Raw genomic sequence first — 26,421 nt, forward strand, 5'->3', positions numbered from 1 at the left:
AGAATATAATAGACAAATATTGGCTTTTTAAGAGGTTGCTTTATGAATGATGAATTGATTTTAAAACTGGATAGTATGTTCTTATCTAAAATAAGAATGCTTTTTTGCGGGCACCAAAAATGTTCTCCGCTGCATTCCTATGGGCCAGGATTTCATTCAAGCTATATCATACATGTAGTAATAAACGGAGAAGGTAGATATATAACAAATTCAAAGGAATATAAGCTCAAAAAGAACGACTTGTTTCTTATTACACCAAATGATTTAGTTTTTTATCAAGCGGATATCAATTATCCTTGGGAATATATTTGGATTTCAATAAACGGTGAGGATGCACAAGCATGTTTAGAGCGGTGTGGAATCAGCAAAGATAAGCCCGTTGCCTCAGTCGAAAATATAAACGAGATAACATACTGCATTATGGAAATTATTCGATGTAAACAAGTTGATTTTTCACAAGATTTAAAACTGCAAGGGTTAATGTATCAGTGCTTATCAAATATTGCACAGCAACTATCCATTACCGACAAGCATGTAAACCATGATAATCTATATGTTGAACAATCCGTACAATATATAAGGCACAATTATCATGAAAGTATTGGCGTGAGTGATATTGCTGAATACCTATCTTTAAACAGAAGTTATTTTTCTAATATATTTAAAAATTCTTTAGGTGTTACTCCCAAAGAATTTTTACTTCAATTTAGAATCAGCAAAGCAAAAGAGCTATTAAAAACCACTGATTTAACTATATATGAAATTGCTGTTTCATGTGGTTACAATGACCAAAGTGTCTTTTCTAAAGCTTTTAAACGCCAATGTGGAATAAGTCCAATGGAATATAAAACGAAATAGCTCATCCTTCAATTTATTTAGTTAATGGCATGAAAGTCAATATAAAAAAAGCTTGTAGCGATAATGCTACAAGCTTTTTTTGGAATTAAAGTATGATGCAGATGAGTCCACCACAACCTTCGTTAATAATTCTTTCAATTGTTTCTTGCAATTTTAATCTTGCATCAGCAGGCATACGATATAATTTGTTATGTAGCCCTTCATTTACAAGTGAATGTAGTGTCGTACCGAAAATGTTAGAGTTCCAAATGTTCTTTGGATTTTCCTCAAACTCCTTTAATAGATACATAACAAGCTCTTCAGATTGACGTTCACTTCCTACAATTGGAGAAACCTCTGTATTGATTTCGGCTTTCATCATATGGATAGATGGAGCACTCGCACGTAATTTTACGCCATACTTGCCACCTTGTTTCACAATTTCTGGATCTTCTAACCTCAATTCGTCCAGAGTCGGCATAACAATTCCATAGCCTGTTGCCTCAACTTGCTCTAATGCACCTTTAATCTTATTATATTTATTCTTTATTTGAGACATTTCAATCATACATGGCATTAAGTCTGCTTCACCTGTAATTTCAATACCCGTTACTTCGCCTAGAATCTTATAGAACAAATCATTATTCAGCATAATATCAAGTGTTGCGCATCCCGTACCTAAGTTGATATCTTCAACCCTTGTATTATTTACAAATTCGTTTTCATTAATTCTATTTGTTATATTGTTTACATCATGAATGGTATTAACTTGAGAGGCACTTTGCTTAATTGCATCAAAAACGCTTGTTTTGAGCCAATGTTCTTTTTCAAGTGAATTAATCCATTTCGGCATTTTTACTGCGATTTCTTTTACTGGGAATTCAAACAGTAACTCTTGCATAATACCTTTAATATCATTATTATCTAATTCTAAGCAATTCAAAGGCATTATAGGAACATTATAAGCCATATTCATTTGCTTTGCTAACTCTTTTGCTCGCTCGCCTTGCGGATTAACACAGTTTAAAACAACAATGAATGGTTTATTGATATCTTTTAATTCATCAATAACTCGTCTTTCAGCTTCTTCATATTCATCACGAGGAATATCAGTAATACTGCCATCGGTTGTCACAACTATGCCAACTGTAGAATGCTCATTGATGACTTTTTGCGTACCAACCTCAGCGGCCATATTAAATGGTACTGCGCTTTCAAACCAAGGAGTCATAACCATTCTTGGCATTTCATTTTCAAAATACCCAAGTGAACTTGGAACGATATAACCTACACAATCGATCATCCGAACATTCATTTGAGCATTTCCATCGAGATTGATTTTCACTGCTTCTTCTGGGATAAACTTTGGCTCTGTAGTCATGATAGTTTTGCCTGCGGCAGACTGCGGCAGCTCGTCGATTGCTCTTTCTTTACGAAATTCACTTTCGATATTTGGTATAACTAGGGTTTCCATAAATTTTTTAATAAATGTAGATTTACCTGTTCTTACAGGCCCCACTATACCAACATAAATATCGCCATCTGTTCGCTTTGCGATATCTGCGTAGATATTAGATTTATCCATAAAAACTTTCCTCCTATGTCGTAGTTCATTTGTAATTAGTGAATTATCGGAATTAGCAGCATCCCGTTGCTATGTAATACATCATCGTTAAGGTTATTCTCTAACATAACAGCATCAACTGATGTATTAAACTTCTTAGCAATATCCCAAATCATCTCTCCGCTGGACGCAAAGTATAAACGTAATACCGCATCATCCTTTATCTCTTTTTTATTGTTTTCATCAATTGCAATTGAACTTACCACATCGTAAAAAGTATATTTATATACATTACCGCATATCTTAAGTTCTACTCTTACTTCAATTTCATCTGCTGCAGTTAGATTATAAGAAACAGATGAAATTGTGACATTTGGAACGAACATAACGTCTGGACCACCACATTTGCATTCTAACTTCATTTCGCAAGGAACTGTTTTATCAATCATTATCGGCATATTTTCGCTATCCATAGCTAAAATTGATATGTTTAAGTTGCCGCAAACTTCAAGGAATCCATCATTAAATTTTGCACTTTCATTGGTAAAATCACAAACAATATCGTAGATGCAATTTACCTCATTCTTTGATATTTTCACAGCATTTTTACAAACAGCAATTTCATTTACAACGCATATTAGTTGAGCTACTTTTATGTTGCTTGCATTTGTTTGTACATTAAAATCTGTTGAATAAATATCATTGATCAATTTCATTTCTTCGTTTTTATTTGCCTCTAAATTAGCACGAACAACAAATTCGGCATCAAAACTTGTACTTGCATTTTCTCCGCTTGACTTTAAGTTAATATCAACGTTTGTTACATCAAACGAGATAACACATTTATATTCATCGTTGATACCGGCTACATCGACAATCTGGCTAATTGGAATATTGTAATCCATTATTTCCGGTTTATCTTCATTTTCAGAGCTATATAAAAGATGTAATAAAATTTCACCTTTTAAAATTACTTTGTTTTGGATCAGCTTGTAATCTGAAAGTACAGCATTTGCAGTATTATCTAGGATATTTACTATACCAGGTTTTCCATATCCGAGTTCCATTTCCTCTTTAATAGAAAACTCTTTATTAGCTGCCAACTTTTCGCCCAATGCAGTGACTTTCTTATTATCAATTTGAACGCCCATTCCTTCTGCCTTACTTAAAATATCGATTTTTTTCGGGCAAATAATGATAGCTTTCATGCTGACTGCACCACGAATATCCAAGCGATGCTGATTTACAACTCTGCAATTTACATAATCACATTTACAATAAACGTTAACTGTACCGTTATCGAATGCATCTTTCAAATCCATTGATTTAGAAAAAACTTGTTTTTGCATAATTGATTTCACACGGTAGCATTCCTCACTTACATAAATGATTTTTATGTATGCAACTCCATCAATTAGCAATTTGCCATTCATAATTCTTTGTGATGTGATTTTAGGAGTAATTTTACATTTCAACACTTTGAATATGCTTTGGCAATAATCAGGTAATAAGTAGTCGAGTTCAATTGGTTGCTCTAAAACTCCATCAAAAACAACCTCATTTATACAGATTGACTCGTGTGTTAACTTTAATTCCATAGTTGCTTCCGCTCCTTTTATGATTTTCTATCTAATATTATTCATTAGCTGTCCACGATATGCTTATATTTGTTATATTGGTTGTATAATCTATATGTAATCGCATTAGTATTCATATTCCATTCAATATTTATGATAATTTTCACTATTTAATCAGTGATTAGGAAAATTAATATAATAATCGAATGATCCATAAGCGAAACATCTATAAATTTGCTTTGAAAGCTTAATCATATTAAGTATGCATACAAAATTACATAAATTAACGAATCAGTTAATCTAGGCAATTTCAATTCAGACAACACGTTCTATTTCTATTATTTTTTCAATAAATATTCATTTTTCTATTGCTTTTTTTAGAAACATCATGTATAATACTTTAAGTAATGCCGGTGTGATGGAATTGGCAGACGTGCGGGACTCAAAATCCCGTGGTAGCGATACCGTACCGGTTCGACCCCGGTCACCGGCACCATTACATAATAATCCACTAAATCCACTTAAAAATACGTGGGTTTAGTGCATTGTTATATATTTATTTAACGTGCCTATAAGTTGTTATTGGTTATAACACACATATCCCCCTATATCTATTACAGACTATAAGAGGTATCTACCTTTCTTAGGTAGCTGACGCAACTACGCAGCAGGAGTATCATTATACATATGCTTGTCATCGCAACTTCACTGATTACCGATCAGTTATTACATACAATATTTGTCGCAAGCGTATTATATGTAGGTGCTTGAACCGCTCATCACCGCTCACACATGCTCAATGTACTCATAGACACTATGAATAAGCTTTATAAGGTTAGTCATTCCTTAGTAGTAAGTTGACACGAATATTTAAGGTCGAGCTTAAATATTGGTCTTGGCTTATTGTTTGTCAAGGTACGGTTTATATTTAAAATGCCTAAAAGACATTCTAAAACAAAAGAAATCAAGCCTTCAGATGAGCTCAAACACACTGAAAGCTTGACAGTTTTATACCACTGTGTTAGAATTACACACAGAAGTTTTCTCCTATAAGTCTTCAAGATGTTGTAGCATCTTCTAGGCGTAAGCACTGCGGTTGTTCCCGCAATCGTAGTGCTATAGGGGTTTATTTTCTTACCCGTATTTAGATTGTACCATATTATGGTTTTGTTTGCAAGACCTTTTATAAATATTTTACTCCCTAGTTTTTAACTAGGGAGTTTTGTGTTATGTAGGTCAGTATTTCTAATTTTGTTCTTGTAACCATAATGGTATTTGCTTAAATCCATCTTCTGTTAAAGGAAATACTTCTTGATTCAATATTTCACTTTTATTATAACATAAGTAACCTTTCCAAATCTCAACTTTAAAATTTTCACTGTCAGTAGAAATTCTATAATTGAAATCGTTAGCACTTCCTGTAAATGTATTTTTATTCTTATAGAATTCCAGTGTACGAATATCTTTAAAATTAGCCATCATTTCTCCTATCAAAATAAACTAAAAATCTTACAATTTAACTTACTTCAACATAAACGTTTCGTGTTGAATCTCTAACCCAAATAGTGATATATTGTTTAATACTTTCTATAACACTATGCTTGAATATGAAAGTATTTTTTTAAATACTTCTTATAGACTACCATAAGTTTATCCCAATATGGGGAAAACATATTTGAACCGTAAATTTTGAGTGAGTTTCCATCAAAATATTTTATATCTAAACTCCATTGGACACCATCTAATATTAATTCGTTATCGTATCTATTTTCCCAGTCTGCAACATAACAACTATAGATATCATGAACAAAAGTGCTCCACTCTTCTCCTGTTATGTTCAGCTTTAATTTTTCCTCTTCATTCTTATGAAAAGGTGGCATATATGTCAAAGTAGCTACTTCTAAATCTTTTATCCCAGACAATGAGCTATATCCATTAAAGAATCCTCCAACATTAAAATTGATTTCATTTGTTTTCATTTCAAGTATTGTTGTTGGAACTCCAAAATCTTTTTTACATTGGTTGCAATGATGCGTTGGATCCACTTCGGTAATACAGCATCCGCCAAGAACAACCTCATTGTTATTAAGTTGTTGCTCAAGTTCTTTACTAAAGACTGGTTCTCCCCATATAATAATTGCAGTATTACGGGAACCACAACGTGGACAGGTTTGTCTAGACAAGATAAATTCCTCCTATTGGCCTACACAATCTTCACTGCATTTGTTTTTACTTCATCAACTAATTCCATAATGCGCTTTTGTTTGTTTTGATCAAACAAAGTGAATAGACTTTGGGGTTTATCAAATGGTGGCTTTCTTAATTCAGATATATTTTCGATATAACCATTTTCTACTACATAGTCGATTACTTTTCTTACAAAAACAATTTGATTTTGGTTTAAGGATTGATCATTGATAAACTCAGAAAACACATTCATTGCTGCATCTCGTTCGAGTTTTGCAATCTTACGTATAAGTAACCCAAATGGTGTATCACCAAATTCACGCTTATAATCATTCTTTGATCCAAGTTCGCCAGTTAAAACGCCTTCTAGATCCTCATAATCGAGCTCGGTCAATGGGATGTTATTTCTCAACTTAAAGATAGCAACATGGTCTTTATGGTGTTCAACATATCGATTTACCTTTAGTTTATAGTCTTCGAATGTATCAGGAGCAGCAATCGGTTGCCCTTCTTTGATATCTACTATGATATCGGATAAATTTGTATAAACGGTTTGCTTCGTATCTGTTTCAATAATAAATTTTATTAGTTCACGTAATGCGGTTCGAACCAATTCAAAGCTTAATATATCAGTATTTTTCCAAAACTCATCTGCTTGAATAGTATTGATTATTTCAATTTGTTGCTTTACTTGCGGAATAGTCATCTTTTTAGACAAGTTAACTCCGATATTTACTAATTGATGCTTTCCCTTTGCAAACTGCGGCAATCCTTCAATTTGGGATATCATTAGCCCATACATTAAATTATCGAATCGTTTTGCATACTCATCGGTCTCATCTAAATATACCAGTGGTGCAATATAAGAAATTAGATTGGTTTTATCCATCTCTGACAAGCATGTAAATGCTTCTTTAGTGCTATATTGCTCTACATATTCACGATTCATGCGTACTGTGAATTGTTCTGGATTTAGTGCATTGATTTGAGTTACTACATCATCAATCAAGCCAGTACGGAAAGTTTGGTACTTCTCTTCAATAAACGCTGATTGTTGTAGATGGAAGATGAGCTTGATTTTCTTTTCAAACAGCATCTCAGTCAAGCTTTTACCTTCAGAAGAGTCTATACCTTGCGGGTTTTGACGAAAAAATTCAAAGTTGCTAAGGTAATCGAAAATATAGAAATTTTGTTTATGTTGATCTGGCCCAAATAAGTCTTTACATAAACGTGTGCCACGGCCAATCATCTGCCAGAACTTTGTTTTCGAACGCACTTTTTTAAAGAACACCAAATTCACTATTTCAGGCACATCAATACCAGTATCTAGCATATCAACAGATACAGCAATATGTGGTGCCTTATCTGGCATTTTGAAATCGGTAATAAGAGTTTGGGCATAGCTATCATCACACACAATACGCTTTGCATATTCTCCATGGTATTGTGGATATAGCTTATTAAAACGTTCTACAATAAAATCTGCATGACGCTTGTTTGCTGCAAAGATAATTGTCTTACCAATTCGATCCCCACCAGCCACTTTATGACCTTTCTCCATCAAGTACTCTAACACATAATCCACAGTATCTTGATTAAAAATAAACTGGTTTATTTCAGGTGGAGCAACATATTCGGGCATGTTGCCATCTTCATCAGTAAAGTCTTCTTCATAACGCTTTTTATCTTCGTCAGATAGATCATCATATGTAATTCCTTCATCTAGAAACTTAGTCTTGACTTCGATATTGTGATATGGTACAAGAACTTTATCTTTATAAACTGCTGTATCGTAATCATAGGCATAGGTAGGTACACCGCTTTCCATTTCAAAGAAGTCATAGGTATTACGATCCACTTCTGTCTTAGGGGTTGCAGTTAATCCTACTAAATACGAATCAAAATATTCAAAGATAGCACGGTATTTTTTAAAGATACTTCTATGTGCTTCATCAATAATAATCAAATCAAAATGGGCAGGGGTAAACAAGCACTTTCCTTCTTCTGTTTTAGCAGTATCAATCGCATTTAACATGGTTGGATAAGTTGAAAATACTATTCTAGCGTTTTTATCATCTTTATTAGTTAATAAATTACACAATGACATATCAGGCAGATAGTTCTTAAAATCGTCCTTCGCTTGGGTTACTAAAGCAGTTCGATCAGCTAGAAATAGAATATTTGTAATATATCCAGCTCTTGATAATACATCGGTTAAGCTAGATGCTGTTCTTGTTTTACCGGTACCTGTTGCCATTACTAAGAGCGACTTTCTATGTCCTGTTTCTATGTTATGGCATACTGCACGAATTGCTTCTTTTTGATAGTATCGGTCTGTTATATTATCTTGAATTTCAATGCTGTTTAGATTTTTGCGTCCTGTTCTTCGGTTGACTAGTTTTTCTAAATCAGATTTTGAGAAAATGCTACTTACTTTTCGTTGTGGGGAATTCATATCATCCCATATGTAGGTTTCGAATCCATTGGTCGCAAAAATGATTGGACGTCTACCTGTTTGATTTTCTAAACAGTCGGCATATAGTTTTGCTTGATGTAGTCCAACTTTGGGATCTTTGGAAGTGCGTTTTGCTTCAACAATTGCAAGAGGTAGCTTATCGTTGCCATATAGCACATAATCCACATAGCCTAATTCTTGACTATTTGGCATACCCTTGACTTCAACTTCTTCTTTGATCTCTTCGCCGAATGTCCAACCAAGTAGTTTTAAGTCAACATCAATATACTTTTTCCTTGTTTCATATTCCGAAATATCATCCGCAGTAAACGTACGCTCTTGCTGATGTTGGTCTTTTTGAGCTGTATATTGACCGCTCATTTGCTCGATTTTTACAAGCAGTTCTTTGATTTGAGATTCTTTTTCGGCTAAAAACTGTTTGCTTTCTTGAAACTTTTGTTCATCAACTTTTACTTGTTCTAATGGGATAAGCGTTTCATCAAATTGGCGCTCTTGATAAGCTTGTCCATAACAATAGTCAATCCACTCTATAAATTCAAATAAGCCAGCAAGCGATAACATAGCATCGCTTTTGCTGATTGTTTTTTCGGTATGTACAGCTAGGTTTCCAAGCTTAATAATATACGGGAGCTTACCCCAAGTTTTCGAATCAAGTGCAAAACGGAAACTTGGTTCATGAATCAACGCTTGCAAATTATCTTTATAAGGCATAACAATCGTGTTGTCCGCAGAATACACCCACTTCACAGCAAGCTCCAACGCTTTTCTGCAAGCAACCGCAGCCATAGCGGGAGACGTTGCAAAAATATGTTCTGCTTCCATTGCCGCTGGGGAGAATAAGCTATATTCTTCTTTTCCTTTTAAGAAATCAAAATTTGCAGTCATTCTGTCACCTCATGTAAGTTTTATTGATTATAGCTTGTTTCTTATAGAATCTAAATTTGACGCTATGTTTCTCAAAGCGTTACCTTCTGGACTTAGTTTAGAATTTTGAGGTTCAGTATACCCCATTAAATCTGCATATTGGATTATAAGGTCATAATCTTCTTGATATTTCTTACTTGAATCATGGATAGGTGAGTAGTTGAGGCAGACATGATAATCGGATTTTTGTGTCTCTTCAGATTTCTCAAGTAAAATAAAATATAGTTTTTGACTCGGTGCTAGAATTATATTTTGAGTATATTCTGATAAGTTTTTATTTTCGCATAATTGAAGTGAAGGAGTGATCGTTAACGAATTTATTTTAGCACCACTTTTCCCATAGTTTTTAAGATGTAAATAGAAATTCAAATCTCTAGGGTCTTTATGAAGATAAGCAAAAACATATGGTCTACTTTCAGCTTCTCTTGTGGTTTTCATTTCTTTTATAGATTTTCTGTTATAATGTACAATTACAATAGTTGCAACGACATAAACTAATGTGAGTAGACACATTATAAAACCTTGATTATCATTTAACCAGTCAATCATAACTTTCACCTCATACATAAGTTGTTTTTCATGTTGTCGTAGGTACTAGTCAACCTCTCCGTCGACTAAGGTCGACACCTCTCCTAAAGGAGAGGCTTTTTATAGGCTCCCCCTTGGGGGAGCTGTCCAACAGTAACGCTTTGTGTTATTGTTGGACTGAGAGTGTAAAGAGATCTCACTCAAAATATTCGCTCATCAAACTATCAAATAAGTACTGTGATTCATCAATTGCTTTTTGTACAAGTTCTTTTTGTTCTTCTATTTTCGTTACAATTTCAGCAAATTTGTTTTGTAGAGAAAGGGGTGGGAGTGTAATTTTAATATTTTGAAGTTCTTGAGCATTTATATTTGCTTGTCCAATAATTGCTTTGCACATCCCTGTTAAAGTGTTTTTCCCATATTTAGAATTTAAAATCCCCGACAAAAATTCACTGTTTGCTCTATCGTTCACCTTTATTTTAATTAGATATCCAGCAATTACCATCGGTTCATCTTCTTTAAATACTGCTGTCTTACCAACCAATTCTTTACTATTCGTTCGATTGAATAATACATCTCCTTTGACAACAAGATATTTTTTTGCTTCTTTTTCTTCTAAATTAATATACTTTAAATTTGTATAATCCATAGATCCACTATATGTGATATTGTTCATTCTAAGGTATTTGTATTGTCCAAATTCTGTTGCAGCCTTACTTGTACCATACTTAACTTCAGAAACAATATCTCTGATAGTGCCAACCTCCCAGCCTTTTTCATTCGTTACGGGATCCCCGAACATATCATAAAAGGTGGATTGAATCAGGTTGTCTAGTTCTTGGAGCTGTTGTTTTCGCATTGCTAACAATTCGCTTGCAGCATCTAATGTTTTAGCAATCTTTTGTTGTACTTCGATTGGCGGGAGGGGAATTGTATAGTCTTTTAAAATAGTCGCAGATATATTGGGTTGGGCACCACCGACTCCCAATTTTATGAAATTTTCTTTTTGACTCCGTAAGTAATAATATAAAAATGAAACATCTAGATTCTTAATTGATAAAAATGCTGCACAAGCTTGATTCGTGCACGCATCAAAAGATAGTATAGAGCATGCACCAATAGTCGCTCCATACATTGCAATAAGTAGTGTGCCCTCAGGAAACATTTTTGCGGAACTGTTTTTTAAACCTGATTCAGTTATTTTATCAACATTATAACTGACATATTTATTTTTTAGATCGCCAGTTTTAATCCACGGAATAGTACCATTTTCATAGTACTCGGGATGTGCTTTTGATGGTGTGCCTCCAGAGGTAATTTTACATATATCTCCCAACCTAACCATTTGCCATTTGCTCATTTATTTTATCCTTTCGTTATCGCGATAATTGAAATAATAATTGCTACGAATCCCATCATGCCAGAAAAGACCGCAGACAAATAGTTTTTATCTCGTTCGTTTTCAACCTCTTTTGCTGTACAATATGAAAATATTCCAAAGACATAAAGAAAAAAAAGAAGCACAATAAAAGTAAAGACACCAAGTGAATTTGGTAGAATAGATGTTATTGTCCAGCTAATACCTGTAACATAAAGATAGACGAGATACAAAGCATATATAAAAAGCATTGCTGAAATGATAGCGATTGAAAAGAAAAAGAAAGAAAGCAGTGCCGCCATCCATGTTGAGGTAAATGAACCATCAGATTTTTTTGATTTCACTTTAATCGATATTCGTTTTATAAATCGCACAATAATAAACGGATAATTCTTATCAAATTCTTTTTTATTATCTTCTTCAATTCTTTCTATTTCTCTTGTTTTGTCCTCTTTGCGTTGTTCTACTTCCTCTATTGCTTGAACAATTGTTGCTTTTATTTCTTGTGTGTTTGCCTTTTGTTGCGCTTTTATAATTGCTTGTGCTAGTTTATCATAATCAATCTCTAATGCAGTTTTTGATTTCTTCGGTCTAGCCATTACAACAAACTCCTTAACTCCTCCATTTTGGAAGCAATATCAATGCTTAGCTCGTCTAAACGTGTCATAATTACTTCTGGTGCATCATAAGTCACTCTATCATAGATTACTTCTTTATATCGGTTAATCGATAAATCATATCCGTTCTCTACAATCTCTTTTTTATCCACAAAGAAAGATTGCTCTGTTTTCGTTCTGTCTTTCTCTGCTTCTAAGTTATGAAACCGTGTAAGAATATCAGGAATATCATTTTGTTCAATTGGAGAACGCTTATCGTCTAAGCTGAATCCGTCTGCTTTCATATCATAAAACCAAACTTTGTCCGTTCCGCCTGCTCCAGTTTTTGTGAAAACTAATACCGCAGTAGAAACCCCTGCATATGGCTTAAATACACCGCTCGGCATAGAAATTACGGCTTGTAGTCTATGGTTTTCAACTAATTCTTGGCGTAACGATTTGTGCGCTTTGGTTGTACCGAATAAAACACCATCCGGAACGATACAAGCACAACGTCCACCCATTTTAAGCATGCGCAAAAAAAGTGCAATGAATAAAAGCTCAGTCTTTTTGGTATCACACACAGCTTTTAAATTATCATGTATACTTTCCGCATCTACAGTGCCAGTAAACGGTGGGTTTGCTAATATAACGCTGTATGCCTCTTTGGTTTCGTTTGATTTGGAAACGCTGTCTTTATAATCAATGGTAGGGTTAGTTATAGAATGAAGCATTAAGTTCATTGCCGAAATACGAAGCATTGTGCGGTCGGTATCAAAGCCTGAGAACATATCGCTAGCGAAATGCTCCCATTGTGCAGCTGTCATTTGTGCTTCGTATTGTGTTCGAATATGCTCAGCAGAGGAAATCAAAAAGCCCGCAGTACCACAAGCAGGGTCACAAATCTTATCATCTGGAGTAAGGTCAACCAACTCAACCATCATCTCACGAATATGCTTTGGTGTTCTAAATTGACCGTTTTGGCCAGCAGACGCAAGTTTACCAAGCATATACTCGTATAGATCGCCCTTCATATCAAGGCCAGTTAAATCGTGCTCATATAGCTCATCAAGACCAGTAACAATCTTTTGCAAAACTTGTGGGGTTGGGATTAGGAACATTGCATCTTTCATATAACGTGAAAATGCAGATCTATTTTTACCGTTCATGTTCTTAATAAAAGGAAATACCTTTGTTCCAATAATATCGTAAATCTCTCTAGCATCAAGATTTTTGAATTTACTCCAACGCATAGCTTGTCCAGCTTCTGTCTGTTGAAAAATCAGTTCAACAGTCTCATCATAAGCTTTTGCGCTAATATTTTCTTGTTCTTTCTCATCTAAAGAACGAATGAACATCAAATAAGTAAGCTGTTCAATTACAGTTAGTGGGTTAGTTACACCTCCTGCCCACATATCAGTCCATATTTTATCTATTTTATTACGTACTTCGCCAGTTAACATATTCTACTCCCTAAGTTTTATTTTTTATTGTTCTATTATATCATAAAAAGTCTGTTTTCACATATGTGAAAACAGGTTCCCGTGATACAATGTTCTCGTTCTGGTCAAAATCTTTGATTTTGGGTACCATAGAGGTTATTATATCATAGTTGAAGTAGTAGGACAAATGACATAATAATATTTTATGTTCTATACTTCTAGTTTGAAAAAATGCTGAGACCAACTTGAATTTAATATTTTTTCAAGCTGTAATTTAATCATTTCTGCATGTTGCGGTTGTAGTACAAAAATATAATCTCGTATGGTACCACGAACAAACTTAAGTCCCATCCAAGTTGAATTTTTATATACTGCATCTTTTTTTAATGCTCTGAATTTATTCAAATACTCTTCTTCTGGCTTACGTTCTCTATGGTTATAGAAAATAATGCTTTTACCACTTTTATAGTAATCTTTTAATTCATCTAACCCTATATATTTGTTTCCCTTTTGCCCCGTTAAAGATACGCTTTGCACTTCTAAACCGTTGTCGGGGTCTAAAAAAATTACATCTGAATCATACAAACAACTAAGTGCAGTTTGATGCCACGTAGCTCTTTGTGTCCGTCTTTTTATATGATCAGCTTCATTGCTGACATCCAATATGGCGTTATAGAATATTGTATTGTCGGGTATCAAATTAGAATTTTCAATACTTGTTACATTTCTAGTACCCTTTTTTAATATTTCATTTAACACATCATAAAGTTCAGAATCAAGCTCTTTATAATTACTCTTAGATAAATATGTAATATGCTTACCATCAGCATTATGGTTTTCATCGGGTGCTAAGTACCAGTTCACCCCTAGTCGTAGACCTGTTTGTGCTATGTATCGCAACAGAGCATATTTTCCAAAATCGCCAACATCCCCAACGTATCTATTTTGCATAGTTTTCCCCCTATTGTAATATGAAATCATGCTTTAAGTATATCATTATATTAGACCATTAAAACGGACTTTACTATTGAAACGACTGTTCAAATCCCATTTTTCTTACATCATCTATCCATTTATAGATTTGGTCAGAAGAATATTTCTTATTTCCATCTTCATCTTCCATCTTTTCAAGAGCGGATGCCATAACAGCGTATTCGTTCTCTAAATAGGTATCAAAAACGCCTTGGTCATCGGTGTTGATTGAAACGCATAGCTGTGGTGAGTTATGTAGCTTTTCAGGTTCATATTCAAGTAAACTATTATGGAATTGTAAAATTGGATGTTTATCAAAACGTTTAAATGTTCCAATTAAGTAGTTTGACGTCGGATTACATTCAATTGCAATACCTTGCTTTTCAATCTCAAACTGCATTTTATGTTGGATTTCTGCAACTGTTTTGATAAATGTTGTTTCAACTTTATAAATGTATTTTTCTAACCCTTCTTGTTTCACTTTATAATCATAATGATAAGCATAATACAATAAAGCAGCATCTTTATTCTGCCGAATGGTATCGCTAATCATTGGGTTACTACAATAAACGGTATAATCAAAATCAAAGAAATCAGTTTTTTCGTATTTGCCGCCTCGATAAAGTTCAGGGTGGTCTCCACGAAGCTTCCACGAATTCCAATAGGTATAAGTTGTTAACTGAATCCCTTCTTTTTTAGCAAAGCTACCGTATATTTCATTTGCGAGTTCTTCAAATACACTACATAAGTTATTACGTAAGTTAGGCTCTAATGTAATGTTTAGTTCTTGTGATTTATAAATAATCCACACGACATTATCTAATAAATCTTGTTTTGTAAGAATAACTTTATAATGCTTTATTTTATAATAATCAGAAACATTAATTCCTAAAGCAAGCGCATGGCCTAATCGGTCACCTCGTTTTAAGTTTAAAAAAAGAATTGTTTCGTCTATAGCACGCAATCCATCTACTAAATCGAGAAAGTCCTCCCCTGCATGAAAGGTAATACGAAGATTCATTCCGACCTTGTCATCTTTAAAGTAAGAATAGGAAGAGATCGGGTTATAATTACTAAGATATCGTATTTCATTAGCAAGAACTTCTGGGCGGCAACCAATTTCGTTAGAGCAGCCATCAATACCTTTTATTCGTTTACGCAAATTATAATCGTCAGCAAGGGCTTGGCCAATCGCTAATGCTCTCTTTTTGTTATCTCTACGAAGATTATAATTACGGCATTTCTCTACTGTTTTATCTTTATCTAAACGGAACGCTTTTTTAGGGAAATGTAATACATAAAAATATGGTTCTTCCTTAATTTCTGCAAAACTATCCGTAAGTAGAGGATCTATTGTGTCAAAAATTGAGGCTTTCAGATTACTCGATAACAAAGTCTTTTGTTGTGAATTTTCAATGTATTTAATAGATTTCTTTATTTGCTTCGGTGAAGTTTTTGGCATAATACGAGCTTCTAGCAAACGGATACTCTGATCTTCAAAAGTGGCATTTAAAGCTAGATTATATACTTCTTCTTCGTAGCATTTTAATCCTTCAACAAAAAAGCCTTTTCTATCTTGATAGTTACTAAAGTTTTTAAATCCAACATGATCATTTACTTGTACGAGTTCACTTCTAAACTGTGCCTTAATTAATAGATATAAGTAGAACAGATTGTTTTGAGTAGCAGTAAATTCTCCTGAATATATTTTACGAAAGCAATGGTATAAGAAATAACGTTCACCTGCTAAAGAACGGTTTGTATTAAAATTATTTTCATCAAGCGAATTTTTTAAGCAGTAATCTAGAATATAGCCGTTTTCTTCTGTTTTGTATCCACAAGAAAATCGTAATGCAGAAATATGATTTGAATAATCTGAGAATAGTGGATCTTCTAATATGGAAAGTATGTTATCTTTATTAAAGTCATGCATATTGTTGATTACACCAAATAAATGAGCTCGAATAATTGCAGCACGTTTAAGCTGAACGCTCCAATAATGATTGGAAGGTTCAGCTTGGTTTAGGACATCAGAATCTAACACTTCTTCAAAACTGCTACTCATCTTTTGGATTACTTCATAATGATTCATTGCACTAATCCAAGATAACGGAAATATTTGAGTGGATCCACCTAAATGATAATGATTCTCCGCCATACCTTTATCTAAAATCTTATGGAGTCGATGGTTATCTGTTTTAATAACAGGCCTCCAAGAAAAAACATAGGTAGATTCTTTATGCTTTAAATCACGATAAGCTAAATAAGAAGTTGTAAATAGGTCTTGACCTAACTTATTAGAAAGTTCTCTCCAATTTAAAACCTCACTATATTTACAGATAGGGAATTTGTCATCTGTAGTTAATACTTGTTCTGTATAATGTGGAAGTAGATTAAATACAGATTTTTTATTTTCAATACCAAAAAGCTTTAATTCGGTCTTGAGACTCTCATAAATGTTATGTATTTCGTCTTCCGAATAGTTGAAAAACACTTTTTGTGCACCTTTTTGAAATACAGAAAAAGAAATATTGTCATAGGCAAAATCATTGGAGCCTTTAAGATAATGCTTTTCATCTAATATGCTTTGAAACAATGTTTCAGCAGAGAGACGACGAAATATAGTATCAAGACATTTTCTTTGAATCTCCATTATTCTACACCGTTGTCATTATCACTAGATGGTGTATCTTTCATTTTTAATGAAAGTATAAATGCATCCATACAAGCAACTACCTTGTCTTTAATAGCTTTAATAGAGTTAAAGTCGTTTTCCTTCAACTCTGTTAAAGCTTGTTCTAACATGTGAATACAATTATCATTATATTCAAAGATTTTTTCATCAATATCATTAACTAGTGCTAGAAAATATTTAACATCATCCGCCAAAGTGTTATTTGATCTTCTTCCATACGTATAATTACGACGTATTTTTAAAATCCTTTTAATATCATTCAGCTTTTTAATACTTTCTGTTTTATCTTTAGAGCATTCAAACAAAGCATTAAAATAACTACTATATTTGTCAATATGAGTATCTGCTTCTTCTATGATTGTTTTTGCATTAACTAATAAACTGTATGTATTAGAGTTTTCTAATTTAAAATATTTAGAAATCCATTCAGAAGTTTTTTCGTAGAAGTAACTTATATGATCTGAGAAATACGATGCTTCTTTTGGACTTTTATATTTTTGTTTATAATCAATGATTGCTTGGATAACATCCATATTCAGAATAAATAGACCAAAAGAAATGTCACTACGTATTTTCTTGATAAAATATACTGATACATTAAACGTAATTTGTGAAAATCGGTTTTTTTCATCATAAATATAGTAATCAAAATCTGGTGAAGTAAATCCTTTGTAAATAAAATCTTTAAATGGTTGTGTTGTCTTATTCAACCCATTTGTACTACAATAACTATAATACGTATCTTTGAGCCTATCGAAATGTGTTCTTGATTTATCCCCATTTTCTTTACGTATCATGCTATCAGCAATGCTATTTCCAAAAATATCCCCGCCGATAAACTCATCTACTAAACTATACTTTTCATTTTCTTTGTCGTTATCTTTATTAATTAGAGATAAAATGATTTTATGCATAGTGATTGTGTATATAGTTTTAATAGCAAAAGTATATTTTTTGACGCTATCAATAGGATAATAGGATTCAATATTTTTCAATGTATCAATGACATCACTAATTGAATAAAGCAAAGCATTGTCTCTCACATAACTTTTCTTTTCTTGTGCTATGCCAGATAAGTAATTTTGATATCCATCCTCATTTTCTTTGCTACATTTTTTTAATGAGTAGACATCTGATTTTTCAATTACATCGTAAAAATCTGTAATAACTTGTCTATGTTTATTAATGTTCGGGGTTGCAATTACGTTATCTATAAATTTATTGTATCCATCATCTACATTGTTCCTTACCCACGTGTTTATTAAAAATTCTTCAAAAGTTGATATGTTTTTCAGTCTTGTTTCTTTATCAATAATAATTATATTTTCTGTAGTTACATTACCATCTGTCCCAATGAATTCTTTTGTACTTGTTTGATCTTTAATATCTTCCATTTTACCTAGAATAGACAGAAAGTTAACAAGCTCACGCATTGTTTTCGGAATAATTTGATGTACTCCTTGATCTGGTCTTACAAAAATAACTCCAGTTTTTTTGTATATATATTTTAGTATTGTATCTTGAAAATTGATGTCGTGGTTATCGCCTAATAGATTGACTTTGGATTCCTTACTATCAAGATATTTAAGAACAACCTGTTCTTCAGAGGAATCTGCAACAGCACTAATTTCTGGTAGGTAAATTTTTCTGCCATCAGGGATTAACTTATCAATATATTTCGAAGCCATTTGTTGCAGTTCATATTTTTGAATTCTATCATTATCAATTAGTGTTTTAAAATCAACTCTATATTGTTGTTCGACTGCTTTCGTTAATTGGTCAATTTTAGTTGCCATCAAAATAATAACATTCGGAATCATAAAGTATTTTCGGATATCCTCAACAATTTCATACGCCTTTTTTACATTTAAATCCGTATCATCGACTTGGATAACAAGCATGTAATTTTTATATCCATTTTCAGAAAAATAAATCTTAAAAAATGTTTCTATTAGTTTTTGAAGGTCTTTTTTAAAGTTAGAACTATCTCCTAATCTTGCTAAATCCTCTAAAGAATCCTCGAATGATATGTCTTCACACTTTGGCAGAGATGGATTTTTAATAGTTATAATATGTTTGTAACACTTTTGAAATAGAGTTAGTATTTCATTTTTATCTGCAATGGATGACTTTTCACGTTCAGCTGCTTTCCAATATTTTTTAAACTCAGCAAAAATACGAGAAACAATAATTTTAAGAATATTATCTTGTGATTCTAATCTAGTAGGATCGATCGAATCTAAAACATGGAATTTTGCATTTGGCTTCTTATCGGGAGTAAATAGGTTATTCACACTCTCACTTGTTAGGTTTGTTGAATACTCCTTTAAAACTTTTGAGAATGTCTGCATGGCAGAACTTTTACCTTGTCCTCTTTCTCCACAAAACGCAATAATATTATTTAAAAAATCTTCTTTTTTATCATTTGAACTTGAATTAGAACTGATGTTTTGAGGTAAGGAAGCGTTTACAATTTCTATCAAACGATCCCTGGCTTGTTCATATACAGGGAAAAAGAAGTCATTTGCATTAACTTCAGTTTGTTTAATTTTAAATTCTTCACCTTTGATAATCTCTATTGTTCTACTCATTTCCATTAACCCCTTTTTATCACAATATTCAATATTATACTATTAAGTTTCGCTTCAAGTTGGGTATATAAAATTACCCTCTTCGCCATTATACAACATTATCCATTTGCATACAATATACATTTCCATATTTATAGGTTCATTTTGTATTATATTAGTACTTACAAGCTATTATTGGACATAGCAAAACTCACTCTCTGTTACTTGAGAGTGAGTTTATTTATTTTCCTAAAAATCTACTGGATATATTCTTAGGTATATTAAATTTGTGACCTTTCTGGTTGAGCGAGTGGAGTTTAAACGAAAGTAAATCATTTGGTACTTCTAAGAGTTGTGCAATGTTATTGTAGTCCATACCTTCTTCCGCTAGGCTAATGACATCGTTATCATCAATGAGTAGCTCTGCTGCGAAGTAGTTCGCTTGATACTCAGGTTTGGAAGTCATATCGTATAGCTGAAAATCTTTCATAGGAGATACTTTAGCAAAGGTTTGGTGAAGCCTATCGTGGCCTAACTCATGAGCGATAACGAGACGCTGTTCTTGTTCTGATAAGTTATCATTTAAGATGATATGACGTTCTCGATTCATCACACAATAGAACCCTTTAAGACTATTGAATGGACGATATCCAACGAATATATTCAATGCTTCAGTTAACTCAAACGGATCTCTTGTCTTATATTGCTTTATCAGTTGATCTACGATATCAGTTATATATTGGCTCACTCGTTCACCCTCTTCCTATAAAAGTAATCTTATTTACTTGCGTATTTTTTAGCACGCTCTTTTGATTGAAAATAGATATCTGTGATTGCTTTGAAGAATAAGTCTCTATCTTCTTCATCTAGCTCGCCACCTGCGAACAAACCGCTAGTTTCAGCTATGATTGCATTGGCTTTATTCTTGCCGTTGGTGCCGTATTTCTCAGTAGCTTCTTTAATAAACTCATCTTGTTCTGACATTAAGTATGTATTAGATACTTGGAATATCTCACATATCTTATTTGTTATTTGAGCAGTTTGAGGATAACGCTCTCCTGCTTCATAGTATTGTACTGTTCTAGTAGTCACACCCAATGCTTTTGCTAGTTCGGGTTGTGACATTTTAGCACTCTTTCTTAACTGTTTTAGTTTTTCTGAAAACATTATTGTTATGACTCCTTGCTGTGAAATATAAGTCGTCTTTTATATTGACAACGAACGAATATTCGTGTATAATTCATAATACACTATAATATGAATTTGTGTTCGTTATTATTATACTTGTGTTCGTTTAATTTGTCAAGGAGTGTTCCAATGGAAAGAATTATTCTTCACGCCGATCTTAACAACTGTTATGCATCTATTGAGTGTATGCTAAACCCTGAACTAAAAGGGAAAGCTGTTGCTGTCTGTGGCTCACAAGAGGATAGGCATGGTATTGTATTAGCTAAGAATGAATTAGCAAAGAGTTATGGAGTTAAAACAGGCGAAGTAATATGGCAAGCTAAACAGAAGTGCCCAGACTTGACAATTGTGCCACCACACTATTCTGAATATCTTTATTACTCTAGAAAAGTACGAGAAATATATTATCGCTATACTGATATGATAGAGCCATACGGAATAGATGAATGTTGGCTTGATGTAACAGGAAGTACTATGTTATTCGGTAGTGGGTACGATATTGCATATCAAATAAAAGAAACTGTTAAATCTGAATTAGGTTTAACAGTCTCAGTAGGTGTGTCATTTAACAAGATATTTGCTAAGCTTGGTAGTGATATGAAAAAGCCTGATGCTGTTACTGTTATTGAGAAAGATTCTTTTAAAGAAAAGATATGGGGGTTACCTGCCTGTGAAATGATATTTGTAGGTAGATCTACCACTTTGAAATTAAAGAAGTATGGTATCAATACGTTAGGTGATTTAGCACAATCTGATCCAGAGTTCTTGAAATTTGTACTTGGCAAGAATGGATATGACTTATGGATTGCTGCTAACGGGTTAGATGTCTCTAGAGTTATGCATACCGACTATCGTGCACCCATTAAAAGTGTAGGGCATGGTATTACTTGTAATGCAGACTTAGAAAATGAAGATGAGGTATGGCAGATATTCTTAGAATTAGCTGAGGATGTAGGAAAGCGATTAAGAGATAATCATCTTGCAGCAAGTGGTGTTCAGATTAGTGTAAAAGATGAAAACCTATATGTAAAACAGTTTCAAGCTCCGCTGCCATGTTACACGCAAAACTTTTTAGAGCTAGCCCAAGCTGCAATTAAGTTATTCAAACAAAACTACAATTGGAACTACAATGTCCGAGCAGTAACAATAAGGGCAATCAACCTTGTATCGGATGACTGCCCTCAGCAATACGGATTCTTTTTTAGCTCTAAAAAACACATCAACGGAGAAAAAATTGATAGAGCTGTTGATGGTATTCGTAACCGATATGGGAAATCTGCTGTTACTGTTGCAACGCTCTTGATGGACATGAAAGTGGCCAGAGACAGGACTCCTGCCATGATGCCGAGTAGTATGTATCGGTGAGCTACTTTGTAATTGCCTATAAAACGCAAAAAACAGCACAACAAAATGCTGTGCTGTTAAATTTTATTGTTTTCCCTCTTGCAATTCTGACCACAATATGGTAGGATGTCATAAAGGGTAGTTAAATAAACTCCCAAAGCACTACGAATGCTGCAAACAATCGCAGTGCTTACGCCTTAAGATGCATCATCATCTTAGAGACTTATGAGAGTAAACTTCTGTTGCTTATTTTAGCACAGTTTTATACAACTTGTCAAGCTTCTAGAGTGTTTGAGTGCATCTAGGAGCTTGATTTTTTTGTTTTTAAATGCCAAAAGACATTTAAAATAAATCGCATTCCGAGTATCTTGACAAGTAGTTATAAGTCAAGACAAATATTTAAGAGGCAACTTAAATATTCGTTTCAACTTATACAATAACAGACCGTAGGTTATTGGTGAATACTTTGTGAATCTGTGAAGCTGAAAACGGTTAAACGCCGTCATATTTGAAGCCGGGAGTGAAAAAGCCTGTCGTGAGATAGTGGACGCATTGATGCGAACCTCTCCAAAGAAGATATACTGCATATAAAGCAGTTTAATATCATACTGTACACAACGTGGAAATCGTTTGGTGCAAGGAAGCTCCAATAATTATTATGTCTTGAAACTAAATTATATAGAGCAATGCACTAAATCCACTCTATTTGAGTGAATTTAGTGGATTGTTTTAGTGGCTCCCCTTGTTGGACTCGAACCAACGACCCTGCGGTTAACAGCCGCATGCTCTACCAACTGAGCTAAAGAGGAATGTGTTTTAAAAAATATATATGTATTCTGAAGTTAAAATAGAACAACAAAACAAGTTTGGTACACCAACAGGGGCTCGAACCCTGGACCTACTGATTAAGAGTCAGTTGCTCTACCAGCTGAGCTATTGGTGCATCTGAGCACAGCTTCAACAGTTTACTTTTAAAGTAATAAACAGCGATCAGCAGGCAAAGCTGCTAATCACTATTCATTATTGTGACGGCACTTATCTATCTTCCCAGGCCGTCGCCAGCCAAGTATTTTCGACGTAGATGAGCTTAACTTCTGTGTTCGGTATGGGAACAGGTGGATCCTCATCGCTATCAGCACCGTCTATTGAAGAATTTGATATCTTCAAAACTAAACAATGATTGTAAGATTTTCATGAACTTAAACCATCATGATTTGAGGTTAAGCCCTCGACCGATTAGTACTCGCTAGCTAAATACATCACTGCACTTACACTTTGAGCCTATCAACCTCGTAGTCTACAAGGGGTCTTACCTGATTAACTCAGTGGGATATCTTATCTTAAGGGCGGCTTCACGCTTAGATGCCTTCAGCGTTTATCCGTTCCGCACATAGCTGCCCAGCTGTGCCAGTAGGCCTGACAACTGGTGCACCAGAGGTGCGTCCATCCCGGTCCTCTCGTACTAGGGACAGCTCCTTTCAAATATCCTACGCCCACGACAGATAGGGACCGAACTGTCTCACGACGTTCTGAACCCAGCTCGCGTACCGCTTTAATTGGCGAACAGCCAAACCCTTGGGACCGAATACAGCCCCAGGATGCGATGAGCCGACATCGAGGTGCCAAACCTCCCCGTCGATGTGGACTCTTGGGGGAGATCAGCCTGTTATCCCCAGGGTAGCTTTTATCCGTTGAGCGACGGCATTTCCACTCACATACCGCCGGATCACTAACTCCAACTTTCGTTACTGCTCGAACCGTCATTCTCGCAGTTAGGCTCGCTTATGCGTTTACACTCAAAAGCACGGTTTCCGTCCGTGCTGAGCGAACCTTTGAGCGCCTCCGTTACTCTTTTGGAGGCGACCGCCCCAGTCAAACTGCCCACCTAACAATGTCCCCCACCCGGATTCACGGGCGCAGGTTAGAATTTCAGCACATGAAGAGTGGTATTCCAACAGTGACTCCGCCAAAGCTGACGCCTTGGTTTCCTAGTCTCCCACCTATCCTATACATCATATACCGAAATCCAATATTAAGCTACAGTAAAGCTCCATGGGGTCTTTCCGTCTAGTCGCGGGTAACCGGCATCTTCACCGGTACTACAATTTCGCCGGGCGGGTTGTTGAGACAGTGCCCAGATCGTTACACCATTCGTGCGGGTCAGAACTTACCTGACAAGGAATTTCGCTACCTTAGGACCGTTATAGTTACGGCCGCCGTTTACCGGGGCTTCAATTCAGAGCTCTCACTCCTCCTCTTAACCTTCCGGCACCGGGCAGGTGTCAGCCCCTATACGTCATCTTTCGATTTAGCAGAGACCTGTGTTTTTGCTAAACAGTCGCCTGGGCCTATTCTCTGCGGCTCTTGTTTCCAAGAGCACCCCTTCTCCCTAAGTTACGGGGTCAACTTGCCGAGTTCCTTAACAACCCTTCTCCCGTTGGCCTTAGAATTTTCTTCCTACCTACCTGTGTCGGTTTGCGGTACGGGCTCCGAAGATATACACAAAGCTTTTCTCGCCTTCCTCTACGCTTGCTTCCCTACTAATTTTCGGTCCCTTACGACCGGGTCTACCATCGCCCGGCTCAAGCGCTTTGAAAGTGTCCCTTTGTTTAAATCTTTTGGAGGCTACGGAATTTCAACCGTATGTGCATCGGCTACGCCTCTCGGCCTCACCTTAGCTCCCGGCTTACTAGGAGCGGACGAACCTTCCTCCTAAAACCTTAGGCTTTCGGCCATTATGATTCTCACATAATTCTCGCTACTCATTCCGGCATTCTCACTCGTATAAAGTCCACCGCCGCTTTCGCTGCGACTTCTCCCCTTATACGACGCTCCTCTACCACTTGTCTTACGACAAATCCCAAGCTTCGGTTTACATTTTAGCCCCGTTAAATTTTCGGCGCAGAACCACTCGACCAGTGAGCTATTACGCACTCTTTGAATGAATGGCTGCTTCTAAGCCAACATCCTGGTTGTTTTAGCAGTTCCACATCCTTTTCCACTTAAATGTAATTTGGGACCTTAGCTGTGGGTCTGGGCTCTTTCCCTTTTGACTATGAAACTTATCTCACACAGTCTGACTGCTATGCATCAATTATCCGGCATTCAGAGTTTGATAGGGTTCGGTAACCTCTCGGCCCCTAGCCCATTCAGTGCTTTACCTCCGGTAATCTAACATAACGCTAGCCCTAAAGCTATTTCGAGGAGAACCAGCTATATCCGAGTTCGATTGGAATTTCTCCGCTATCCACACCTCATCCGCCGCCTTTTCAACGGAGGTCGGTTCGGCCCTCCATGAGATTTTACTCCCACTTCAGCCTGGACATGGATAGGTCACTCGGTTTCGGGTCTATATCATGCAACTATTTCGCCCTATTCAGACTCGGCTTCCCTGCGGCTCCACACCTTAAGTGCTTAACCTTGCTGCATAATATAACTCGCCGGACCATTCTACAATAGGTACCATATCACCCGTTGACGGGCTCTATGTGCTTGTAGGCACAGGGTTTCAGGTTCTATTTCACTCCCCTCCCGGGGTGCTTTTCACCTTTCCTTCACAGTACTCTTCGCTATCGGTCATTAGGTAGTGTTTAGGCTTGGAGGGTGGTCCCCCCGGCTTCCCACGGGATTTCTCGTGTCCCGCGGTACTCTGGATACTGCTCGCTGACTCTGTTTTTCGTTTACAAGACTCTCACTTTCTTTGGTGTGCCTTCCCATACACTTCAACTAAACTTCGTCAATGCTAAATGCAGTCCGCAACCCCTACGGTATTTCTACCTTAGGTTTGGCCTGTTCCGCGTTCGCTCGCCACTACTTGCGGAATCTCTTTTGATTTCTCTTCCTCACCCTACTTAGATGTTTCAGTTCAGGTGGTTCCCCTCATATACCTATGTATTCAGTATATGATACGTGAGCATTACCTCACGTGGATTGCTCCATTCGGATATTTACGGATCAATGTCTGCTTGCGACTCCCCGTAACTTTTCGTAGCTTGCCACGTCCTTCATCGGCTCCTAATGCCAAGGCATCCGCCCTGCGCCCTTTGTAGCTTAACCTCGAATTATATAATTAAATTCATAATGATTATTCTAAGTTCACAACGCAAAAATATTATTTGTAGTATTTTTTACCCTAATTAGTTC

The 26,421-nt window shown here is 35.3% G+C and carries 16 protein-coding genes, 3 tRNA genes and 2 rRNA genes; 3 read left to right on the forward strand and 18 right to left on the reverse strand.

Annotation, left to right across the window (positions count from 1 at the left end; genetic code table 11):
* Window positions 1-42 precede the first annotated feature (42 nt).
* Window positions 43-858, forward strand: a complete 816-nt coding sequence (locus tag RBG61_RS03270) for an AraC family transcriptional regulator (protein ID WP_307945721.1) — start codon at window positions 43-45, stop codon at window positions 856-858.
* Window positions 859-943: 85 nt separating this feature from the next.
* Here RBG61_RS03270 and spoIVA read toward each other — a convergent pair whose 3' ends face one another.
* Both spoIVA and RBG61_RS03280 read right to left on the reverse strand, forming a co-directional pair.
* The gene (gene spoIVA, locus RBG61_RS03275) at window positions 944-2,422 is read right to left on the reverse strand and encodes a stage IV sporulation protein A (RefSeq protein ID WP_307945724.1); all 1,479 of its coding nucleotides are present in this window, start codon (window positions 2,420-2,422) and stop codon (window positions 944-946) included.
* Window positions 2,423-2,457: 35 nt separating this feature from the next.
* Window positions 2,458-3,999 (reverse strand): DUF3794 and LysM peptidoglycan-binding domain-containing protein, encoded by a 1,542-nt coding sequence (locus RBG61_RS03280; RefSeq protein ID WP_307945727.1) that lies wholly within the window; start codon window positions 3,997-3,999, stop codon window positions 2,458-2,460.
* A 388-nt stretch (window positions 4,000-4,387) separates the two neighbouring features.
* Here RBG61_RS03280 and RBG61_RS03285 point away from each other — a divergent pair.
* A tRNA-Leu gene (locus tag RBG61_RS03285) sits at window positions 4,388-4,474 on the forward strand.
* 749 nt (window positions 4,475-5,223) lie between these two features.
* On the opposite strand, the gene RBG61_RS03290 is transcribed toward RBG61_RS03285, so the two are convergent.
* The 12 genes from RBG61_RS03290 to RBG61_RS03345 form a co-directional block, all read right to left on the reverse strand.
* Window positions 5,224-5,457: a hypothetical protein gene (locus tag RBG61_RS03290; RefSeq protein ID WP_307945731.1), complete on the reverse strand. Its 234-nt coding sequence runs from the start codon at window positions 5,455-5,457 to the stop codon at window positions 5,224-5,226.
* Between the two features lie 116 nt (window positions 5,458-5,573).
* Complete coding sequence (locus tag RBG61_RS03295) at window positions 5,574-6,161, reverse strand: hypothetical protein (RefSeq protein ID WP_307945734.1); 588 nt, start codon at window positions 6,159-6,161, stop codon at window positions 5,574-5,576.
* A gap of 20 nt (window positions 6,162-6,181) precedes the next feature.
* A complete protein-coding gene (locus RBG61_RS03300; RefSeq protein WP_307945736.1) occupies window positions 6,182-9,526 on the reverse strand; it encodes a DEAD/DEAH box helicase family protein in 3,345 nt (1,114 codons plus the stop codon).
* Window positions 9,527-9,553: 27 nt separating this feature from the next.
* Entirely contained in the window at window positions 9,554-10,114 is a 561-nt protein-coding gene (locus RBG61_RS03305) for a hypothetical protein (RefSeq protein WP_307945738.1), read from the reverse strand.
* A 175-nt stretch (window positions 10,115-10,289) separates the two neighbouring features.
* Window positions 10,290-11,453 carry a restriction endonuclease subunit S gene (locus RBG61_RS03310; RefSeq protein WP_307945740.1) on the reverse strand — a complete coding sequence of 388 codons (1,164 nt, stop codon included), beginning with the start codon at window positions 11,451-11,453 and terminating at the stop codon, window positions 10,290-10,292.
* A gap of 5 nt (window positions 11,454-11,458) precedes the next feature.
* Window positions 11,459-12,070 (reverse strand): hypothetical protein, encoded by a 612-nt coding sequence (locus RBG61_RS03315; protein WP_307945741.1) that lies wholly within the window; start codon window positions 12,068-12,070, stop codon window positions 11,459-11,461.
* A complete protein-coding gene (locus tag RBG61_RS03320; RefSeq protein ID WP_307945744.1) occupies window positions 12,070-13,530 on the reverse strand; it encodes a type I restriction-modification system subunit M in 1,461 nt (486 codons plus the stop codon). The genes RBG61_RS03315 and RBG61_RS03320 overlap by 1 nt, the downstream gene beginning before the upstream one ends.
* A gap of 189 nt (window positions 13,531-13,719) precedes the next feature.
* A complete protein-coding gene (locus RBG61_RS03325) occupies window positions 13,720-14,460 on the reverse strand; it encodes a hypothetical protein (RefSeq protein WP_307945745.1) in 741 nt (246 codons plus the stop codon).
* A 73-nt stretch (window positions 14,461-14,533) separates the two neighbouring features.
* Window positions 14,534-17,134, reverse strand: a complete 2,601-nt coding sequence (locus RBG61_RS03330; RefSeq protein ID WP_307945746.1) for a hypothetical protein — start codon at window positions 17,132-17,134, stop codon at window positions 14,534-14,536.
* On the reverse strand, window positions 17,134-19,767 hold the full coding sequence (locus tag RBG61_RS03335) for a hypothetical protein (protein WP_307945749.1): 2,634 nt from the start codon (window positions 19,765-19,767) through the stop codon (window positions 17,134-17,136). Before RBG61_RS03335 ends, RBG61_RS03330 begins: the two co-directional genes overlap by 1 nt.
* A 220-nt stretch (window positions 19,768-19,987) precedes the next feature.
* Window positions 19,988-20,494 carry an ImmA/IrrE family metallo-endopeptidase gene (locus tag RBG61_RS03340; protein WP_307945751.1) on the reverse strand — a complete coding sequence of 169 codons (507 nt, stop codon included), beginning with the start codon at window positions 20,492-20,494 and terminating at the stop codon, window positions 19,988-19,990.
* A gap of 29 nt (window positions 20,495-20,523) precedes the next feature.
* Complete coding sequence (locus RBG61_RS03345; protein ID WP_307945753.1) at window positions 20,524-20,913, reverse strand: helix-turn-helix domain-containing protein; 390 nt, start codon at window positions 20,911-20,913, stop codon at window positions 20,524-20,526.
* 150 nt (window positions 20,914-21,063) lie between these two features.
* On the opposite strand from RBG61_RS03345, the gene RBG61_RS03350 reads away from it, so the two are divergent.
* Window positions 21,064-22,299: a DNA polymerase Y family protein gene (locus RBG61_RS03350; RefSeq protein WP_307945755.1), complete on the forward strand. Its 1,236-nt coding sequence runs from the start codon at window positions 21,064-21,066 to the stop codon at window positions 22,297-22,299.
* A gap of 712 nt (window positions 22,300-23,011) precedes the next feature.
* On the opposite strand, the gene RBG61_RS03355 is transcribed toward RBG61_RS03350, so the two are convergent.
* The 4 genes from RBG61_RS03355 to RBG61_RS03370 all read right to left on the reverse strand — a co-directional run bounded on the left by RBG61_RS03355 (window position 23,012) and on the right by RBG61_RS03370 (window position 26,334).
* Window positions 23,012-23,087, reverse strand: a tRNA-Asn gene (locus tag RBG61_RS03355).
* Window positions 23,088-23,145: 58 nt separating this feature from the next.
* Window positions 23,146-23,221 (reverse strand) — tRNA-Lys (locus tag RBG61_RS03360).
* A gap of 83 nt (window positions 23,222-23,304) precedes the next feature.
* Window positions 23,305-23,421 (reverse strand): 5S ribosomal RNA (gene rrf, locus RBG61_RS03365).
* Window positions 23,422-23,494: 73 nt separating this feature from the next.
* Window positions 23,495-26,334 (reverse strand): 23S ribosomal RNA (locus RBG61_RS03370).
* Window positions 26,335-26,421: the final 87 nt, after the last annotated feature.

The sequence above is a fragment of the Paludicola sp. MB14-C6 genome (genome assembly GCF_030908625.1).
In the GTDB taxonomy this organism is placed as follows: domain Bacteria; phylum Bacillota; class Clostridia; order Oscillospirales; family Ruminococcaceae; genus Paludihabitans.

Bases quoted from the DNA above. Each gene is read 5' to 3' on its own strand.
- RBG61_RS03330 (WP_307945746.1), bottom strand. From the start codon at position 17,134: ATGGAGATTCAAAGAAAATGTCTTGATACTATATTTCGTCGTCTCTCT.
- RBG61_RS03305 (WP_307945738.1), bottom strand. From the start codon at position 10,114: ATGATTGACTGGTTAAATGATAATCAAGGTTTTATAATGTGTCTACTC.
- RBG61_RS03280 (WP_307945727.1), bottom strand. From the start codon at position 3,999: ATGGAATTAAAGTTAACACACGAGTCAATCTGTATAAATGAGGTTGTT.
- RBG61_RS03310 (WP_307945740.1), bottom strand. From the start codon at position 11,453: ATGAGCAAATGGCAAATGGTTAGGTTGGGAGATATATGTAAAATTACC.
- RBG61_RS03300 (WP_307945736.1), bottom strand. From the start codon at position 9,526: ATGACTGCAAATTTTGATTTCTTAAAAGGAAAAGAAGAATATAGCTTA.
- RBG61_RS03315 (WP_307945741.1), bottom strand. From the start codon at position 12,070: ATGGCTAGACCGAAGAAATCAAAAACTGCATTAGAGATTGATTATGAT.
- RBG61_RS03270 (WP_307945721.1), top strand. From the start codon at position 43: ATGAATGATGAATTGATTTTAAAACTGGATAGTATGTTCTTATCTAAA.
- RBG61_RS03345 (WP_307945753.1), bottom strand. From the start codon at position 20,913: ATGTTTTCAGAAAAACTAAAACAGTTAAGAAAGAGTGCTAAAATGTCA.
- RBG61_RS03350 (WP_307945755.1), top strand. From the start codon at position 21,064: ATGGAAAGAATTATTCTTCACGCCGATCTTAACAACTGTTATGCATCT.
- RBG61_RS03290 (WP_307945731.1), bottom strand. From the start codon at position 5,457: ATGGCTAATTTTAAAGATATTCGTACACTGGAATTCTATAAGAATAAA.
- RBG61_RS03335 (WP_307945749.1), bottom strand. From the start codon at position 19,767: ATGAGTAGAACAATAGAGATTATCAAAGGTGAAGAATTTAAAATTAAA.
- RBG61_RS03325 (WP_307945745.1), bottom strand. From the start codon at position 14,460: ATGCAAAATAGATACGTTGGGGATGTTGGCGATTTTGGAAAATATGCT.
- spoIVA (WP_307945724.1), bottom strand. From the start codon at position 2,422: ATGGATAAATCTAATATCTACGCAGATATCGCAAAGCGAACAGATGGC.
- RBG61_RS03320 (WP_307945744.1), bottom strand. From the start codon at position 13,530: ATGTTAACTGGCGAAGTACGTAATAAAATAGATAAAATATGGACTGAT.